Genomic DNA, 17,088 nt, shown 5'->3' with positions numbered 1-17,088 from the left:
GCTCACAGCCTAGCCCGGCTTTATCAACCCAGGAACAGTTGGTAGGCCGGGTTATCGCTTTCATCCCAGTACGGGTAGCCGATTTCTTCCAGGGCGGCCGGCACCAGGTGGCGCTCATCGTGCGGCACCTGCAGCCCGGCGACCACACGGCCATCCGCCGCGCCATGGTTGCGGTAGTGGAACATCGAGATGTTCCAGCGCCCGCCCAGCTTGTTGAGGAAGTTGAACAGCGCACCCGGGCGTTCCGGGAATTCGAAGCGCAGTACCACTTCGTCGATGACATGTGCCGCATGTCCGCCGACCATGTGGCGAATGTGCAACTTGGCCAGTTCATTGTCGGTCAGGTCCAGCACCGGGAAGCCTTGTTCGGTCAGGCTGGCGATCAGCGCGCTGCGCGGGTCGTTTTCCGGGTGGGTCTGCACGCCGACGAAGATGTGCGCTTCGCTGCCAGTGTTGTAGCGATAGTTGAATTCGGTGATCTGGCGCTTGCCGACAGCTTCGCAGAACGCCTTGAAGCTGCCCGGCTTCTCGGGGATGGTCACGGCGATGATCGCTTCGCGGCCTTCGCCCAGTTCGGCGCGTTCGGCAACGTGGCGCAAGCGATCGAAGTTGACGTTGGCACCGGAGTCGATGGCCACCAGGGTCTGGCCGCTGATGCCCCGTGACTCGACGTATTTCTTGATCCCGGCCACGCCCAGGGCGCCGGCAGGTTCGGTGATCGAGCGGGTATCGTCGTAGATATCCTTGATGGCCGCGCAGATTTCGTCGGTGCTGACGGTGATGACTTCGTCCACGTAGTGCTTGCAGATATCGAAGGTGTGCTGGCCGATCTGTGCCACGGCGACGCCGTCGGCGAACAGCCCCACGGTCGGCAGGACCACGCGCTCGCCAGCGGCCATCGCCGCTTGCAGGCAATTGGAGTCGTCCGGCTCGACGCCGATGATCTTGATGTCCGGGCGCAGGTATTTCACGTAGGCCGCGATCCCGGCAATCAGCCCGCCACCGCCCACCGGGACGAAGATCGCATCCAGGCGTCCCGGGTGCTGGCGCAGGATTTCCATCGCCACGGTGCCCTGCCCGGCGATGGTGTGGGGATCGTCATACGGGTGGATGTAGACGTAGCCTTTTTCGTCGACCAGTTTCAGCGAATAGGCCAGGGCTTCGGGGAACGAGTCACCGTGCAGCACCACCTTGCCGCCACGTGAGCGCACGCCTTCGACCTTGATTTCCGGGGTGGTCTTGGGCATCACGATGGTGGCCTTGACGCCCAGCACCTTGGCCGCCAGGGCCAGGCCCTGGGCGTGGTTGCCTGCCGAAGCCGTGACCACGCCGCGTGCGCGCTCTTCGTCGCTGAGCTGGGTCAGCTTGTTGTAGGCCCCGCGAATCTTGAACGAGAACACCGGCTGCAAGTCTTCGCGCTTGAGCAAAATGCTGTTGCCCAGCCGCTCGGAGAGCTGGCGAGCGGTCTGCAGCGGGGTTTCTACGGCAACGTCGTAAACGCGCGAGGTGAGGATCTTTTTGACGTACTGTTCAAGCATCGGAAAGCATCACTGAGCGGGTTGGGCAGGGCCAAGGAGTCTAACCCGGCTTTTAGCTGGGCGACCACACGAATCCCAAGGTTTTGTTGGGTTATACTCGCGGCCCTCTTTACTTCCTGCCCGCTTTCGGAGCCCGCATGACCCAGGATCAACTCAAACAGGCCGTGGCCCAGGCCGCCGTCGACCTCATCCTCCCGAAGCTGGATGACAAGAGCGTCGTCGGGGTTGGCACCGGCTCTACGGCCAATTGCTTCATCGACGCGCTGGCGCAACACAAGGGCGCGTTCGACGGCGCGGTCGCCAGCTCCGAAGCAACCGCCGCGCGCCTCAAGGGCCACGGGATCCCGGTGTACGAGCTCAACACCGTGAGCGACCTGGAGTTCTACATCGACGGCGCCGACGAAAGCGACGCGCACCTGAACCTGATCAAGGGCGGTGGCGCGGCCCTGACTCGCGAGAAGATCGTCGCGGCCGTGGCCAAGACCTTCATCTGCATCGCCGACGCCAGCAAACTGGTGCCGGTGCTTGGCGCGTTCCCATTGCCAGTGGAAGTCATCCCGATGGCCCGCAGTCATGTGGCCCGCGAACTGGTGAAGCTGGGCGGCGACCCGGTGTATCGCGAAGGCGTGCTGACCGATAACGGCAACATCATCCTCGACGTGCACAACCTGCAGATCACCAACCCGGTGGAACTGGAAAGCCAGATCAACGCCATCGTGGGCGTGGTCACCAACGGTTTGTTCGCTGCACGGCCTGCGGATGTGCTGCTGCTAGGGACCCCTGAAGGGGTGAAGACCCTGCGGGCTGAATAAACCGGGCGATCAGTTATTGGATTCAACACCGGACCCTGTGGGAGCGAGCTTGCTCGCGATGGCGGTATGTCAGTCGATACCTTCATGGCTGATACACCGCTATCGCGAGCAAGCTCGCTCCCACATTGGGTTTTTGTGGTAGTTCAGGGTAAGTGGATCAAGGTTGTGACTTCTTGAACACGTAGAACAGATTCGGCTCGCTCACCAGATACAGGTTGCCATCGTCGTCCATGGCGAGGCCTTCGGCCTGGGGCACGGTTTTTTGCAGGCCCTGGCGGCCCTTGCTCAACGACAGCGTGCTCAATGGCCGGCCGTCGATATCCAATTCGATAATCAACCGCGACTCCTCGGACAGCGCCAGCAAATGGCCGCTGCGTTCGTCGTATTGCAGGCTTGAGAGGTCGCGCACGAACAACCCGGCATCGCGCTTGGGGTTGTTGATCACATGGACTGCATAGGACTTTTCCGGATTGTGGTGAGGAAACCCATGCACTTCATAAATCAGCATCGGGTCGCGTTCCTTCGCTACGAACAGGCGTTTGCCTACCGAATCGTAGGCGAGTCCTTCGAACCCCTTGTTGCCGCTCATATGCACGCCCAGGGTCATCTGTTCGGCTTCGGCGGCGTCGAGGAATTGGGTGTCGTCTTCCAGGCGAATCTTTATCAGCCGCTGCTGGCGCTCGTCGGTGATGACGTAGATGTCTTCGCTGATGAATTCCACTGCCTCCGGATCGCCAAAGCCGATCAGCGCAATGCGCCGCAGGATCTTGCCATCGAGTGACAGCTCGATCAGCTCGGAATTCTGGTTGGTAACTGTAAACAAGCTCTTGCGTACCGGATCGAACGTCAGCGCCGAAACGTCATCGTTCAGGCCTTCGATTACCTGCGCCTCGACTGTGACCTGGTATTGGTCCAGTGCGATGGCTTGCTCGTTGATGGGTTTGAAGAGGATGTTGACGTTGAACCAGGCGCGTTCGAACAGGCGCAGGTGCTGGCCGGCGGCGATCAGGAAGATCAGCGCCAGCGTCAGCAGCATCAGGATCAAGGGTTTTGGGCGGGCGAGTCGACGCATGTCAGGGTGGGCTCGGATAAGAACAGGTGCGTGGAAATACCACGGCTGCCTGAACTGAAGCTTAATGGCTGTGTGCCACACCCTACAACGAAGGAAGATTTATCCCGCAGAGTTAGTGCTGTCAGCGCTGTTTTTCGAAACGATAGAACAGATTCGGCTCGCTGACCATGTACAGATTGCCGGCCTCATCGACGGTGACGCCTTCGGCACGAGGGATTGTGTCTTTCAAGCCGTTGAAGCCGCCCAGCAAGGTCATGAAGCTGACCTGCTCGCCTTTTTCGTCCAGTTCCAGCAACAGATGCGAGTCGGCCGAAAGCACCAGCATGTGCCCGGTGCGCGGATCGATCGCCAGTGCCGAGAGATTGCGCAGGTCCAGTTCATTGCTGACATGGATCTGCTTGTCGCCCTTGAGCGACTGGCTGCCATCGCTTTTCCAGGTGAACAGCGCTGGCGGGCGTTCCTCTCCGAGCACCAGTTGCTGGTTGCGCGGGTCCCAGACGATCGCTTCGAACCCTTTGTTCTGGTTCTTGGATGGGCCGAGATCATAGTGGGGGAAGTCGGCGTTGTTCAGTTCGCGGGTATCGGCACCAACGTGGACGATGGTCAGCGTGTGATTGCGTTCGTCGGTGATCGCCAGCAGGCCGTTTTCCATATAAGCCACGCCCTCGGGGTTGCTCCAACCCACCAAGGGCATCTTGCGCAGCACATCGCCTTGCAGGGTCAGTTCCACCAGGAACGGGTTTTTGCCCATGACGGCGAACAGGGTCTTGGTCTGCGGGTTGTAAGTCACATCGGACGCCTCGTCCTTCTCCATGCCGGATAGTGGCTTGGCGTCGATCACGGCGCGGTAGTCTGGCAGCCAGATGCTCGCCTGGCGCTCGGCTGGGCTCTGGAAGCGTTCCGATAGCCAAAGCAGGCCGCGGTCGTCCCAATGCATCGCAAACGCCAGGCCATAGGCAGCGGCCACCGCCAGCAGCGACCAGGCATACCAGGGCAGGGCGAAGCGGGAGCGGCGGGCAGGTTTGGTGGCGGACAGTGCTTGGGGTTTGGCCATCGGGGAATGCGTTCCAGAAAATTCGGCTAGGGGAGTGGCTGGCTCAGATGCCGCATTCCCCGGAATTATCCGGATGGCATGTGAAAAAAACGGTAAATGGTGGGGTGGAACTCAACCCAGCCCTGTGGGAGCCGAGCTTGCTCGCGATAGCGGTGTATCAGCCAACATCAATGCTGGATGTGATGGCCTCATCGCGAGCAAGCTCGCTCCCACAGGGGGGCGCAGGTGTAGCCGTTAGCGAACGCTGCTTTCGAAGCGGCTCGCCCCCGGCAACTCCAGTACCAGCTCATCACCTGCATTCAACGGCCCGACGCCCGCCGGGGTGCCGGTGAGGATCACGTCGCCGGCCTGCAGCGAGAAGCAGCCGGCCATGTACTGGATCATCGGCACGATAGGGTTGAGCATCAGGCTGCTGTTGCCGTCCTGGCGCACTTCACCGTTGATGGTCAGGCGAACGGGGATGTCGGTCAGGTCGGCAAAGGTGCCGCTCGACACGAACGGTGCGAGCACCGCCGCGCCGTCGAAGGACTTGGCCACTTCCCACGGCAGGCCCTTGGCCTTGAGTTCGGCCTGCTTGTCCCGCAGGGTCAGGTCCAGGGCCGGGGCGAAGCCGGAGATCGCGTCCAGTACTTCTTCAACGCTGGGCTTGGTGGACAGCGGCTTGCCGATCAGCACGGCGATTTCCGCCTCGTAGTGCACCGAGCCACGGTCGGCAGGAATGCTGAAACCGCCTTCCAGCGGTACCACGCAACTGCCCGGCTTGATGAACAGCAAGGGTTCGGTGGGCACCGGGTTATCCAGTTCCTTTGCATGTTCGGCGTAGTTACGGCCAATGCACACCACTTTCCCTACCGGGAAATGAATACGTGTACCGTCGACATACTGGTGCTGATAGCTCATTACCGACTCCTGCTTCTGGGATTCATCAGGTGTTTTTAGGCGTCAAATCGCGAAAATCTTGCCCGGGTTCATGATGCCGTTCGGGTCGAATACCGCCTTCACCGCTTTCATGTACTCGATTTCCACAGGTGAACGACTATAGGTCAGGTAGTCGCGCTTGGTCATGCCCACGCCGTGTTCGGCGGAAATCGAGCCGTTGTACTTCTCGACGGTTTCAAAGACCCATTTGTTCACGGTCGCGCATTTGGCGAAGAACTCATCCTTGCTCAGGTTTTCCGGCTTGAGGATGTTCAAGTGCAAGTTGCCGTCGCCGATGTGGCCGAACCAGACAATTTCGAAGTCCGGGTAGTGTTCGCCGACGATCGCGTCGATTTCCCGCAAGAAACCCGGAACCTTGGAGACGGTTACCGAGATGTCGTTCTTGTACGGCGTCCAGTGGGAGATGGTTTCGGAGATGTATTCGCGCAGCTTCCACAGGTTCTGCAGCTGGGTTTCGCTCTGGCTCATCACGCCGTCCAGCACCCAGCCTTGCTCCACGCAATGCTCGAAGGTTTCCAGGGCGTGGTTGGCGACTTCTTCAGTGGTGGCTTCGAATTCCAGCAGGGCATAGAACGGGCACTCGGTTTCGAACGGTGCCGGCACGTCGCCGCGAGCGAGGACCTTGGCCAGGGCCTTGTCGGAGAAAAACTCGAAGGCGGTCAGGTCCAGCTTGCCCTGGAAGGCGTGCAGCACCGGCATGATCGAATCGAAGTCCGGTGTGCCGAGCACCATGGCGGTGAGGTTCTTCGGCGCACGGTCCAGGCGCATGGTGGCCTCGACCACGAAGCCCAGGGTGCCCTCGGCGCCGATGAACAGCTGCCGCAAATCGTAGCCGGTGGCGTTCTTGATCAGGTCCTTGTTCAGCTCCAGCAGGTCACCCTTGCCGGTGACGACCTTCATGCCCGCCACCCAGTTGCGGGTCATGCCGTAGCGAATGACCTTGATCCCGCCGGCATTGGTGCCGATATTGCCGCCAATCTGGCTGGAACCGGCCGAAGCGAAGTCTACCGGGTAGTACAGGCCATGTTCTTCGGCCTTGTTCTGCAGTTGTTCGGTGACCACGCCAGGCTGGCAGACCGCGGTGCGGTCGGTGAGGTTCACGTCGAGCACCTGGTTCATGTAGTCGAACGACACGACCACTTCGCCGTTGGCGGCCACGGCTGCGGCGGAAAGCCCGGTACGTCCGCCCGATGGCACCAGCGCGATTTTGTGCGCGTTGGCCCAGCGCACGATGGCCTGGACCTGTTCGGTGGTCTTGGGGAAGACGATGGCCGAAGGTGCAGGGGCAAAATGCTTGGTCCAATCCTTGCCGTAAGCGTTCAGGGAGTCGGCATCGGTCAAGACCTTGCCAGGCTCAACCAGGGTCTTCAGCTCATCTATCACGGCAGGATTGGTCATCGACAGAACTCTCGAACAATTCATGGTCATCCTGAGAACGCTTCACGTCGCAGGAATGAGTGTTTAGCGGGGTGCATATGCTAGCATACCGACCCCGCAGCGTAGTGCCCAACGGCTGTTCTGCGGCGACGGCTGTCACGCCGGTCGGGCCAGCATGCGCTGTCCGATTCCCTGCCATTTTTCTCCGGGACACAGGTTTACGCAGATGAGCAAGACTTCTCTCGATAAGAGCAAGATCAAGTTCCTTCTTCTCGAAGGCGTCCACCAATCGGCTGTCGACGTCCTCAAGTCGGCGGGCTACACCAGCATCGAGTACATCACCAGTTCTCTGCCGGAAGCCCAGCTCAAGGAAAAGATCGCCGATGCTCACTTCATCGGCATTCGCTCCCGTACCCAATTGACCGAAGAGATCTTCGACCACGCCAAGAAACTGGTGGCGGTCGGCTGCTTCTGCATCGGCACCAACCAGGTTGACCTCAATGCGGCGCGCGAGCGCGGTATCGCGGTGTTCAACGCGCCGTACTCCAACACCCGTTCCGTTGCCGAACTGGTGCTGGCCGAAGCGATCCTGCTGCTGCGCGGCATCCCTGAGAAGAACGCTTCCTGCCACCGTGGTGGCTGGATCAAGAGCGCGGCCAACTCCTTCGAAATCCGCGGCAAGAAGCTGGGTATCGTTGGCTACGGCTCGATCGGCACCCAGTTGTCGGTATTGGCTGAAGGCCTTGGCATGCAGGTGTTCTTCTACGACACCGTGACCAAGCTGCCGCTGGGCAACGCTACCCAGGTCAACAATCTGCACGAGTTGCTGGGCATGTCCGACATCGTGACCCTGCACGTCCCGGAAACCGCTGCCACCCAGTGGATGATCGGCGAGAAGGAAATCCGTGCCATCAAGAAGGGCGGGATCCTGATCAACGCCGCGCGTGGCACCGTGGTCAAGCTCGACGCCCTGGCCGACGCGATCAAGGACAAGCACCTGATCGGCGCCGCCATCGACGTGTTCCCGGTGGAGCCACGCTCCAACGACGACATCTTCGAAAGCCCGCTGCGTGGCCTGGACAACGTGATCCTTACTCCGCACATCGGCGGTTCCACCGCTGAAGCCCAGGCCAACATCGGCCTGGAAGTGGCGGAAAAACTGGTCAAGTACAGCGACAACGGTACCTCGGTATCGTCCGTGAACTTCCCGGAAGTGGCTCTGCCGGCACACCCTGGCAAGCACCGTTTGCTGCACATCCACGAAAACATCCCGGGTGTGATGAGCGAGATCAACAAGGTCTTCGCCGAAAACGGCATCAACATTTCCGGTCAGTTCCTGCAGACCAACGAGAAAGTCGGCTACGTCGTGATCGACGTCGACGCCGAATACTCGGATCTGGCGCAAGAGAAGCTGCAGCACATCAACGGCACCATTCGTTGCCGCGTGTTGTTCTAAGCAGGCCTGGCTTGCAATTAAAAACGGGAGCCCCGAAAGGGCTCCCGTTTTTTATTGCCTGACACCGGGGGCAGCATGAAACCCACAGGTGTTTGTGTTGCGTCAGCCGGTGCGTGTTATTTCACGTTGACAGTGATTTTCTCGGACACGATCGACGGATCGAACGGCATATGGCCGGTGTCGCCCAGGATCAATTGCAAGGTGTGCTTGCCCGGGGTCAGTTTGATGGTGGCCTGGGTTTGTGCCTTGCCGAAGTGCATGTGGTTGGCGTCGTTTGGAATCGGCGCGCCGGCGGCAGGCAGTTTGTCGACATCGATCAGCAAATGGTGGTGCCCGGTGTTTTTGGTCATATCGCCGGCCGGAGCCAGGGAGATATCCTTGACGCCGAACTTGACCGTGAATTCCTGGGCGACGGTGGCGCCGTCTGCCGGGGAAACGATGAACACTTCTGCACCTTTGGGCGCCGGGGTCGCGGCGGTTGCCAGCATCGAAGCGCCCAGTAACAGGCCGGTCAACGCGGCACGAGACATAAAGCTTTTCATTTTTTTCTCCAGTTTTTCCATGAAATCCGCCTGGCCATGACAACTTCATGACCAATCGTTGTCGAAGCCTGCAACAACCATAGCAAAGCGAGCCTGAAACGAGCGTCGCTTGTATAAATACAAAGGAGTGACCATGCGCTTTCTGCCTGGCCTGATTTGCCTGCTACCCCTTTTGAGTCCCCTGGCTCATGCCGAACTGATCGATGACATCAATGACCGTGGCGAACTGCGCATTGCCCTCGAGGCCAACACCGCGCCCTTCAACTTCAAGGAAGACGGCAAACTCACTGGTTTCGAAGTGGAGCTGGGCGAAATGCTTGCCAGTGAGCTCGATGTACGCCCCGACTTCGTGGTCACCGATGCCGGCGACCTGATGAGCGGGGTGGAGAGCGGCAAGTACGACGTCGCCATCAACCACATAGCAATGACCCCGGAACTGGCGGAACGTTTCGACACCAGCGCCGTTTACAGCCATCCGGATGCACAACTGCTGGCGAGCAAGGATGAGACGCCACGCCCGTTGGTCATGGCGCAGTCATTCCAGCCAGAAAAAAAGAGCGAGCCGGCGCCGAGCCTGGTGATTCCGTTCCAGAAGGGCAACCCGGCGTTCAAGGCCAGCCTGGACAACGCCCTGGCGCGTATCAAGGATGACGGGCGGTTGGAGAAGTTGTCGCAGAAGTGGTTGGGTAAGCAGGAGTGAAGCCTTTCAGGCGATGAGGCCATGGCGCTTCATTGGCCAATACACCGCCATCGCGAGCAAGCTCGCGATGGCGTCTTCAAATGTTAAGCAGGTTTACGCCAGACACTCGCCAACCAAGGCTGTTGCTCCCGCGGCAGTCCAGCCGGTCGGTAGTAATGCTCCAGTTCCACGAAGCCTGCGTCGCCAAGCAACGTGCGCCAGGCCGCGAGGTCGTGGTAGGCGCCGAAGCGCTGGCCGTTCCAGCCCTCCTGGTTTTCGCCTCGCGGGTTTGAGCTGAACAGCGCGCCGCCGGGCTTGAGCGTGGCGTGCAGTTGCTTGAGCACTCGAGGCAGTTCCTGGACGGGCACATGAAACAGCACCGCGTTGGCGAAAATCCCGTCAAAGCGCTCGGCCGGCAGGTCGAGTTCCAGGAAGTCCTGTTGCCACACTTCACAGCCGCTGTCCTGGCGCGCCATCCGGGCAAACTTTTCTGAACCGTCGAGGCCGACCGCGACATGACCCATGGCCGTGAATGTGCGCAGGTCGCGCCCCGGGCCGCAGCCCAAATCCAGGATGTGCAGCGGTGCCTCGCCCTGGATATGGCGCAGCAAGGCGTCGATGTTCTGGCTGACATCGTGATCGCGGGTGCCTTCGCGAAAGCTTTCTGCCACGGCGTTGTAATGGCCCAGGGTCGTGGCGGTGATGGCGTGCAGGTCTTCGGTGGTGTGTTTCATGATTGGGGCTTGAGTGAGGAGCGTCAGGTGACTATACCGCAAGCCCGCTGGTCTGCCTGTGGGAGCAAGCTTTGCTCCCACAGGTCAACTGCTCCCCCCGGTCAGCGCTTGTTCAAGCCGCGTGCCAGGCGGTCGCCACCCAACTGGATCACTGCCACCAGCGCCACCAGCAACACGATCACCGTGAGCATGATCTGGCTGTCGAATCGCTGGTAGCCGTACCGGTAGGCGATGTCGCCCAGGCCGCCGGCACCGATCGCTCCGGCCATGGCCGAAGAGTTGATCATGGTCACCAAGGTGATGGTAAAACCGCCGACGATGCCCGGCAGCGCTTCGGGCAGCAATACATGCCAGACAATGTGCCAGCGTCGGCAACCCATGGCCTGGGCCGCTTCGATCAGACCATGGTCAACCTCCCGCAGGCTGACTTCGGCGATGCGGGCAAAGAACGGTGTGGCGGCGATGGTCAGCGGTACTACCGCTGCCCACACGCCATAGGTGGTACCGACGATCAGCCGGGTGAACGGGATCAACGCCACCATCAGAATCAGGAACGGTATCGAGCGGAACAGGTTCACGAACGCGCCCAGGGCTCGGTTCAAGACCGGCGCTTCATAGATCCCGCCCTTGCCGCTGGTCACCAGGATCACCGCCAGCGGGATGCCCGCCAACAACGCGATCAGCGACGACACGCCGACCATCAGGAACGTGTCGATGAAACCCTGCAACAGCCGATCAAACCACATAACCCAGCACCTCTACCCGTTGCGCCCAATTGCCCGCCCGTTGCCGCAGTTCCTCGGCGCCCCACGACGAACCGCTCACGGCCAGTAGCAATTGCCCCAGCCCGTGGCCCTGAATTCGCTCGATGCCGCCGTGCAGCAGTCGCACCCGTCCACCGAGGGCGCTGAACAAAGCGGCGAGATCCGGCTCTTCACGATCTATGCCGGTGAATTGCAGGCGCAGCACAATGGCGGCATCCGCCGATGCCGGCTGCGTCTGCAAGCGGTTTTGCAGTTCTTCCGGTATCGCGTGTTGCAACGGTGCCAGCAGTGTTCGACTGACCTCGTGTTGCGGGTTGCCAAACACTTCCCAGACCGGCCCCTGCTCGACGATCCGCCCTTGCTCAAGCACCACGACCCGGTCGCAGACTTCGCGAATCACCGCCATTTCATGGGTGATCAACACGATGGTCAGGCCCAACCGCTGGTTGATTTCGCGCAGCAGGCCGAGGATCGATTGTGTGGTCTCCGGGTCCAGGGCCGAGGTGGCTTCATCGCATAACAAAATCTGCGGGTCATGCACCAGCGCCCGGGCAATCCCCACCCGCTGTTTCTGCCCGCCCGAAAGTTGCGCCGGATAGGCCTTGTGCTTGCCTTGCAGGCCGACCAGTTCCAGCAGCTCGCGAACTTTGCGCTGGCGTTGCTCCTTGGGCACGCCGGCGACTTTCAGCGGCAGCTCAACGTTCTGCCACACGGTCTTGGCCGACATCAGGTTGAAGTGCTGGAAGATCATGCCGATGCGCCGACGCAGTTCCACCAGGCGGTCTTCATCGAACTCGCCGATGTCTATCTGATCGATCAACACCCGGCCACTGGTGGGTTGTTCGAGGCGGTTGATGGTGCGGATCAGCGACGACTTGCCGGCGCCGCTGCGGCCGATGATGCCGAACACCTCGCCGCGCTGGATCGCCAGGTCGATGCCTTGCAAGGCGGCCACCGGACCCTGGGCACCGTTATAGGTCTTGCCCAGGCCGATGAAGCGCACATGGGCACGGTTGAGCTCCGGATGCAGTTCGGTGTGTTCGGCGCTCTGGGGCGTGGGGGCTTCGTGTCGGAGTCGAGCGTTGACGGCGTTCATGTCAGCCTTCCCAACCGGCTTGGTAGAGCTTGCCGTGGGCCTTGTCCAGGGCGGCGCGCACGGCTGGCGAGTGTTGGTAGATGTTGACGAACTTGATCAGCCGTGGATCGTTTTTGCTCTTGGGCTGGATCACGAACTGAATCACGTATTCCTTGTGATCGAGGCCGTCGAACAGCAAGGCGGAGCTGGCGTCGAAGGTCTTGGCCAGGCGGATGTAGGCGGGATAACCCTGCACCAGGTCGGCGTCTTCATAAGCGCGCACCAACTGCACGGCTTCGACCTGCAGGATCTTGAGCTTCTTCGGGTTGGCGACGATGTCGTCTTCGGTGGCCTTGTAGCCGACGCCCGGCTTGAGGCTGATCAGTCCGGCCTTGGCCAACAGTTGCAGGCCGCGACCGCTGTTGATCGGGTCGTTGGCAATGGCGACGCTGGCACCTTCTGGCAGTTCGTCGAAGCTTTTGTATTTTTTCGAATAGAGGCCGACGTTGTTGATGATCCCCGGCGCAAAGGGCACCAGGTCGAACCCGGCTGCGGCCTTGGCATTTTCCAGGAACGGGATGTGCTGGAAGTAATTCACGTCGATATCGCCAGAGGCCAGGCTGACGTTGGGCGCGATCCAATCGCTGAACTCCACCAGCTCGACCTTCAAGCCTTGCTTGCCGGCTTCTTCGACGGCCGCTTCCAGGGGAATGGCGAACGCGGCGGTGGTGCCGATTTTCAACGGCGCATCGGCGGCAAACAGCGCCGAGCTGAACAGGCCGAGGGCCAGGGCCAGGGTTTTGACTGGCAGGGTCAGGAAGTGCTTGGTCATGTCAGTTATTCCAGTCATTTAGGAGGAGGTGCATATTTTTTGGCGAACAGAGCTATGTGGGAGCAAGGCTTGCCCGCGATGAAGTTGATGCGGTCTCTCAAAAAGCGAGGTGTCTGCATCGCGAGCAAGCTTTGCTCCCACAGTGCCTTGCTCCCACGTCAGTGCCGGTAAGTCGAACCGGTGTGTTGCCTGGGGAGATGGGCCTGTGCGTGAAACAGTTTTTCACGCAGGGTGCCGTTGTCGTATTCGGTCTTGTATGAGCCGCGTCGCTGCAACTCGGGGACCACCAGATCGATGAAGTCCACGTAGCTTTGCGGCGTGACGATGCGGGTCAGGTTGAAGCCATCGAGGCCGGTTTCGGCGATCCAGGACTCCAACTCGTCGGCCACTTGTTCGGGCGAACCGACCACCGTGATGTAGCGACCGCCCAGGGCGTGTTGCTCGAGCAATTTGCGCCGGGTCCAGTCGTTGTTCTGCAAGGTCTTGGTGGCGGACTGGATGGCGTTGCTCTTGACGTACTGGATCGGTTCGTCCAGTTCGTACTGGGAAAAATCGATCCCCGTCGATGCGGAAAAATGCGCCACGCCAGCCTCGGCGCTGGCGTAGCTCAGGTACTCGGCATGCTTGGCCCAGGCGGCCGCTTCGGTCTCGCCGACGATCACGTTCAGGCCCATGAACACCTTGATGTCCCCGGGGTTGCGCCCGGCCTCTACGGCGCTGGCGCGGACCTTGTCCACCTGGGCCTTGGTCGCCGGTTTGCTCTGGCCGCTGATGAACACGCACTCGGCATGCCGACCGGCGAACAGCAGGCCGCGCTCGGAACTGCCGGCCTGGAACAGCACCGGTGTGCGCTGGGGCGAGGGTTCGCACAGGTGATAGCCCTCGACCTGGTAGAACTCGCCCTGGTGCCGGACCTTGTGCACTTTTTCCGGCCGGGCATAGATCCGCTGCACGCGGTCATTGAGCACCGCGTCGTTTTCCCAACTGCCCTCCCACAGTTTGTAGAGCACTTGCAGGTATTCGTCGGCCTGGTCGTAGCGGCGGTCATGCTCGACTTGCGCGGTCAGGCCCATGGCTTTGGCGGCGCTGTCCAGGTAGCCGGTGACGATGTTCCAGCCGACCCGGCCGCGACTCAGGTGGTCGAGGGTGCTCATGCGTCGGGCGAACAGGTAGGGCGGTTCGTAGGTCAGGTTGGCGGTGAGACCGAAACCGAGGTTTTTCGTCACGGCGGCCATCGCGGACACCAGCAGCAACGGGTCGTTGACCGGCAGCTGGATCGACTCCTTGAGCGTGACGTCCACCGACTGTTGGTACACGTCATAGACCCCGACGATGTCGGCGATGAACAACCCGTCGAACAATCCGCGCTCGAGCAATTGCGCCAGGGCGGTCCAGTATTCGATCGTATTGAACTGGGTCGACGTGTCCTGGGGATGGGTCCACAGGCCGTGATTGATGTGCCCGATGCAGTTCATGTTGAACGCGTTGAGCAGGATCTTTTTCTTGCCGGCCGCCATCAGATGGTCCCCCGCAGCGGCGGTTTTTCATCGTTGAGGTAGAAGTTGCCCACCGCGTGGTATTTCCAGCGCACCGGGTCATGCAGGGTGTGCACCCGGGCGTTGCGCCAGTGGCGGTCGAGGCCATGTTCGGCCAGGGTCGCCTGGCTGCCGGCCAACTCGAACAGCGTGCTGCCGGCGGCCAGGGAAATCTCGGTGCTGATGGCGCGGGCTTCGGCCACGGCAATCGAGGCAGCGGCGACTGTGTCGGCCCGGGTGTCGGCCTGTGCTCGGTCGAGAAACTCACCAGCGCGCTCCAAGAGGGCTTCGGCGGCGTGCAGGCGGATGCTCAGTTGGCCGAAACTCTTGAGGGTGTGCGGGTCTTCTGTGGCGACGTCGCTGGTGGCGTCGATCCAGGGGCGGGTTTTATTGCGGACAAAATGCAGGGCGTCTTCGTAGGCGGCGCGGGCGATGCCGGTGTCGATGGCGGCGTGAAGAATCTGCGCCAGCGGCCCTACCGGTGTGGGGCGTTCGAAGGCGCTCTGGAAGGGCACGATGTCGGCGGCGGCGACATACACGTCTTCGAACACCACCGAACCACTGCCCGTGGTGCGCTGGCCAAAACCGCTCCAGTCGTCGATCACCGTCAGGCCTTGGCTGCTGCGAGGGACGAACGCCAGTTGTTGCACGCCGTTTTCGTCCACCACCGATGTGGGGATGCGCTGGGCGTAGATCGCGCCCGTGGCGTAGAACTTGCGACCGTTGATGCGATAGCCCTCGCCGTCGCGGCGCAGTTGGGTGATGCGGTCATGGGCAGTCTTGGTGCCAAGTTCGGCCAGGGCATTACCAAAGCGCTGGCCGGCGAGTACTTCGGCGTACAAGCGTTGTCTTTGCGCTTCAGTGCCGTTTACCCGCAGCACTTCCAGGGCATAGAAATGATTTTGCGGAATTTGCCCCAGCGAGCCGTCGGCCTGAGAAATCAGCGCGATGACTTTGGCCAGGGTGACGTTGGAAACACCGGCGCCGCCATAGGCCTTGGGCACGCTGATGCCCCACAGGCCCGAGCGGGAGAAAGCCTCCAGTTCCGGGTACGGCAGGCGGCGCTCGCGGTCGCGCAGGGCGCTGTCGCGCTTGAAGTCATCGGCCAGGTCGCTGGCCACGATCAGGGCTTGTTCATCGCTGGTGATCACCGCGACGTGTTGAGAAAACGTCATGTACTGCTCCAGAGGTCGGGTCGTCAGATCCAGGAATGGCGGGCCGGCAAGGTGCCGTTCAGGTGGTAGGCGCCTACCGCGTGATACTTCCAGCGCACCGGGTCGTGCAGGGTGTGGACCCGTGCGTTGCGCCAGTGGCGATCGAGGTTGAATTCGGCGAGGGTGGCGCGGCTGCCGGCCAGCTCGAAGAGTTTTTCGCTGGCTTGCAGGGCGATCTCGGTGGTGAGCACTTTGGCCTCGGCCACGGCAATCGAGGCGCGGGCGGCCGATTGCGCCGTGATGGGGGCGGCACTGACCTGATCCAGCACCTGTCCGGCCTTGCGCAGCAAGGCTTCGGCGGCGTGCAGTTCGATTTTCAGTTTGCCAATGTCGGCGATCACGTAGAGGTCGTCACTGGCTCGCTCGACCTTGGCGTCGACCCAGGGCCGGGCTCGTTCACGGACGAAGGCGATGGCGTCGTCAATGGCGCCACGGGCGATACCCGCATCGATGGCGGCCTGGATCAGTTGGGAAATCGCGCCTTGCACACCGGGTGTTTCGTTGATGCGCCAGTTATCCAGGACCAACTCGGTATCCACCCGCACATTGTTCAGCAGCACGGTGCCGCTGGCGGTGGTGCGCTGGCCGAACCCCGACCAGTCGTCGACGATCCGCAGGCCCGGGGTGCCGCGCCGCACGAACGCCAGCACCTGCCGGCCCTCGTCATTCAGCGCCTTGACCGCGACCCAATGGGCAAACAGCGCGCCGGTGGAATAGAACTTCTGGCCATTGATGACAAATCCGTCACCGTCGGCGGTGATCCGAGCCTTGAGCTCAAGGGTATTGCGAGTAGCGCGTTCCGGCCCGGCGTTGCCGATGCGCCAACCTTCGAGCACGCTCTGCAAGAGGATTTTTTTCTGCCGTTCGGTGCCGGTGCCGAGAATCAGTTGGAGCACGCCGAACTGGTTTTGCGGGATCTGCCCGAGGGCGGGATCAGCGGCGGAGATGATCGCGAAGACGTGGGCCAGTGTGACGAACGAAACCTGCGGGCCGCCGTATGCCCGGGGGATGGCGATGCTGCCCAATCCGCTGCGGGTGAATTGCTCGATTTCTGCCCAGGGCAGTTTGCGTTGCTGGTCACGACGCGCGGCCTGCTGACGGGCGACCTGCGCCAGTTCATGGGCAGCTTTGATGGCCTCGGCCTCGTTGCGCAACACCTGTGCGGGCAACAACAGCGGTGCGATGTCCAGGTCGCTCTGGACTTTTGCTTGCGCCAGATCCGACATTACAGCCACTCCGTGGCTGCTGGCAGTGCCCTGGCGTATTGCCCTGGGGTGATTGTGTTCCGTTCCATACCCACCTCACATCTCAAGAAACGCCGCGATGAATGCGGCGAGCAAAAATCAAGAATGTCCGGTGGTCCGGTTCATATACCCTAAACGTGTATAAATTATTTTTGAACTAACGTTTAGGAATATGTATAGGTTGGATTTAGATGGGCGGCTGTACGCTCACTTGGGGCGAA

Annotated in this window: 16 protein-coding genes; 3 read left to right on the top strand and 13 right to left on the bottom strand. The window is 61.1% G+C overall.

What is annotated here, in order from left to right; genetic code table 11:
- Positions 1–23: 23 nt before the first annotated feature.
- Positions 24–1,538: a threonine ammonia-lyase, biosynthetic gene (ilvA, locus tag AB4O09_RS29410; RefSeq protein ID WP_003196635.1), complete on the bottom strand. Its 1,515-nt coding sequence runs from the start codon at positions 1,536–1,538 to the stop codon at positions 24–26.
- A gap of 137 nt (positions 1,539–1,675) precedes the next feature.
- On the opposite strand from ilvA, the gene rpiA reads away from it, so the two are divergent.
- Positions 1,676–2,350 (top strand): ribose-5-phosphate isomerase RpiA, encoded by a 675-nt coding sequence (gene rpiA / locus AB4O09_RS29405; RefSeq protein ID WP_013692033.1) that lies wholly within the window; start codon positions 1,676–1,678, stop codon positions 2,348–2,350.
- A gap of 157 nt (positions 2,351–2,507) precedes the next feature.
- Here rpiA and AB4O09_RS29400 read toward each other — a convergent pair whose 3' ends face one another.
- From AB4O09_RS29400 to AB4O09_RS29385, 4 genes are all read right to left on the bottom strand, one after another.
- Entirely contained in the window at positions 2,508–3,422 is a 915-nt protein-coding gene (locus AB4O09_RS29400) for an SdiA-regulated domain-containing protein (protein ID WP_003196637.1), read from the bottom strand.
- A 121-nt stretch (positions 3,423–3,543) separates the two neighbouring features.
- Positions 3,544–4,476: an SdiA-regulated domain-containing protein gene (locus tag AB4O09_RS29395; protein ID WP_003196638.1), complete on the bottom strand. Its 933-nt coding sequence runs from the start codon at positions 4,474–4,476 to the stop codon at positions 3,544–3,546.
- Positions 4,477–4,710: 234 nt separating this feature from the next.
- A complete protein-coding gene (locus tag AB4O09_RS29390) occupies positions 4,711–5,376 on the bottom strand; it encodes a fumarylacetoacetate hydrolase family protein (protein WP_003196639.1) in 666 nt (221 codons plus the stop codon).
- A gap of 42 nt (positions 5,377–5,418) precedes the next feature.
- Positions 5,419–6,813 (bottom strand): FAD-binding oxidoreductase, encoded by a 1,395-nt coding sequence (locus AB4O09_RS29385; RefSeq protein ID WP_003196640.1) that lies wholly within the window; start codon positions 6,811–6,813, stop codon positions 5,419–5,421.
- Positions 6,814–7,018: 205 nt separating this feature from the next.
- Between AB4O09_RS29385 and serA the strand changes: the two genes are divergently transcribed.
- Entirely contained in the window at positions 7,019–8,248 is a 1,230-nt protein-coding gene (serA, locus tag AB4O09_RS29380) for a phosphoglycerate dehydrogenase (protein WP_003186856.1), read from the top strand.
- Between the two features lie 116 nt (positions 8,249–8,364).
- Here serA and AB4O09_RS29375 read toward each other — a convergent pair whose 3' ends face one another.
- Positions 8,365–8,790, bottom strand: a complete 426-nt coding sequence (locus AB4O09_RS29375) for a DUF4399 domain-containing protein (RefSeq protein ID WP_003196642.1) — start codon at positions 8,788–8,790, stop codon at positions 8,365–8,367.
- Positions 8,791–8,923: 133 nt separating this feature from the next.
- On the opposite strand from AB4O09_RS29375, the gene AB4O09_RS29370 reads away from it, so the two are divergent.
- Entirely contained in the window at positions 8,924–9,490 is a 567-nt protein-coding gene (locus tag AB4O09_RS29370; protein ID WP_003196644.1) for a transporter substrate-binding domain-containing protein, read from the top strand.
- 83 nt (positions 9,491–9,573) lie between these two features.
- Here AB4O09_RS29370 and AB4O09_RS29365 read toward each other — a convergent pair whose 3' ends face one another.
- The 7 genes from AB4O09_RS29365 to AB4O09_RS29335 all read right to left on the bottom strand — a co-directional run bounded on the left by AB4O09_RS29365 (position 9,574) and on the right by AB4O09_RS29335 (position 16,849).
- Positions 9,574–10,203, bottom strand: coding sequence for a class I SAM-dependent methyltransferase (locus AB4O09_RS29365; RefSeq protein WP_003196646.1), 630 nt, complete (start codon positions 10,201–10,203; stop codon positions 9,574–9,576).
- A 101-nt stretch (positions 10,204–10,304) separates the two neighbouring features.
- Positions 10,305–10,949 carry a methionine ABC transporter permease gene (locus AB4O09_RS29360; RefSeq protein WP_003196648.1) on the bottom strand — a complete coding sequence of 215 codons (645 nt, stop codon included), beginning with the start codon at positions 10,947–10,949 and terminating at the stop codon, positions 10,305–10,307.
- Positions 10,939–12,063: a methionine ABC transporter ATP-binding protein gene (locus AB4O09_RS29355; protein ID WP_013692036.1), complete on the bottom strand. Its 1,125-nt coding sequence runs from the start codon at positions 12,061–12,063 to the stop codon at positions 10,939–10,941. Before AB4O09_RS29355 ends, AB4O09_RS29360 begins: the two co-directional genes overlap by 11 nt.
- A 1-nt stretch (position 12,064) precedes the next feature.
- Complete coding sequence (locus AB4O09_RS29350; RefSeq protein WP_028237782.1) at positions 12,065–12,874, bottom strand: MetQ/NlpA family ABC transporter substrate-binding protein; 810 nt, start codon at positions 12,872–12,874, stop codon at positions 12,065–12,067.
- Positions 12,875–13,032: 158 nt separating this feature from the next.
- Positions 13,033–14,391 (bottom strand): LLM class flavin-dependent oxidoreductase, encoded by a 1,359-nt coding sequence (locus AB4O09_RS29345; RefSeq protein WP_053161708.1) that lies wholly within the window; start codon positions 14,389–14,391, stop codon positions 13,033–13,035.
- Positions 14,391–15,584, bottom strand: a complete 1,194-nt coding sequence (locus AB4O09_RS29340; protein ID WP_003196655.1) for an SfnB family sulfur acquisition oxidoreductase — start codon at positions 15,582–15,584, stop codon at positions 14,391–14,393. Before AB4O09_RS29340 ends, AB4O09_RS29345 begins: the two co-directional genes overlap by 1 nt.
- A gap of 23 nt (positions 15,585–15,607) precedes the next feature.
- The gene (locus AB4O09_RS29335) at positions 15,608–16,849 is read right to left on the bottom strand and encodes an SfnB family sulfur acquisition oxidoreductase (protein ID WP_223529026.1); all 1,242 of its coding nucleotides are present in this window, start codon (positions 16,847–16,849) and stop codon (positions 15,608–15,610) included.
- Positions 16,850–17,088: the final 239 nt, after the last annotated feature.

This window comes from Pseudomonas sp. H1_F01 (genome assembly GCF_054681425.1).
This window is presented reverse-complemented; position numbering and strand designations above follow the sequence as displayed.

Coding starts and splice junctions, on each gene's coding strand:
- AB4O09_RS29335 (WP_223529026.1), bottom strand. CDS start 16,849: ATGTCGGATCTGGCGCAAGCAAAAGTCCAGAGCGACCTGGACATCGCA.
- AB4O09_RS29400 (WP_003196637.1), bottom strand. CDS start 3,422: ATGCGTCGACTCGCCCGCCCAAAACCCTTGATCCTGATGCTGCTGACG.
- AB4O09_RS29355 (WP_013692036.1), bottom strand. CDS start 12,063: ATGAACGCCGTCAACGCTCGACTCCGACACGAAGCCCCCACGCCCCAG.
- serA (WP_003186856.1), top strand. CDS start 7,019: ATGAGCAAGACTTCTCTCGATAAGAGCAAGATCAAGTTCCTTCTTCTC.
- AB4O09_RS29350 (WP_028237782.1), bottom strand. CDS start 12,874: ATGACCAAGCACTTCCTGACCCTGCCAGTCAAAACCCTGGCCCTGGCC.
- AB4O09_RS29370 (WP_003196644.1), top strand. CDS start 8,924: ATGCGCTTTCTGCCTGGCCTGATTTGCCTGCTACCCCTTTTGAGTCCC.
- AB4O09_RS29390 (WP_003196639.1), bottom strand. CDS start 5,376: ATGAGCTATCAGCACCAGTATGTCGACGGTACACGTATTCATTTCCCG.
- AB4O09_RS29365 (WP_003196646.1), bottom strand. CDS start 10,203: ATGAAACACACCACCGAAGACCTGCACGCCATCACCGCCACGACCCTG.
- rpiA (WP_013692033.1), top strand. CDS start 1,676: ATGACCCAGGATCAACTCAAACAGGCCGTGGCCCAGGCCGCCGTCGAC.
- AB4O09_RS29345 (WP_053161708.1), bottom strand. CDS start 14,391: ATGGCGGCCGGCAAGAAAAAGATCCTGCTCAACGCGTTCAACATGAAC.
- AB4O09_RS29375 (WP_003196642.1), bottom strand. CDS start 8,790: ATGAAAAGCTTTATGTCTCGTGCCGCGTTGACCGGCCTGTTACTGGGC.
- ilvA (WP_003196635.1), bottom strand. CDS start 1,538: ATGCTTGAACAGTACGTCAAAAAGATCCTCACCTCGCGCGTTTACGAC.
- AB4O09_RS29360 (WP_003196648.1), bottom strand. CDS start 10,949: ATGTGGTTTGATCGGCTGTTGCAGGGTTTCATCGACACGTTCCTGATG.
- AB4O09_RS29395 (WP_003196638.1), bottom strand. CDS start 4,476: ATGGCCAAACCCCAAGCACTGTCCGCCACCAAACCTGCCCGCCGCTCC.
- AB4O09_RS29385 (WP_003196640.1), bottom strand. CDS start 6,813: ATGACCAATCCTGCCGTGATAGATGAGCTGAAGACCCTGGTTGAGCCT.
- AB4O09_RS29340 (WP_003196655.1), bottom strand. CDS start 15,584: ATGACGTTTTCTCAACACGTCGCGGTGATCACCAGCGATGAACAAGCC.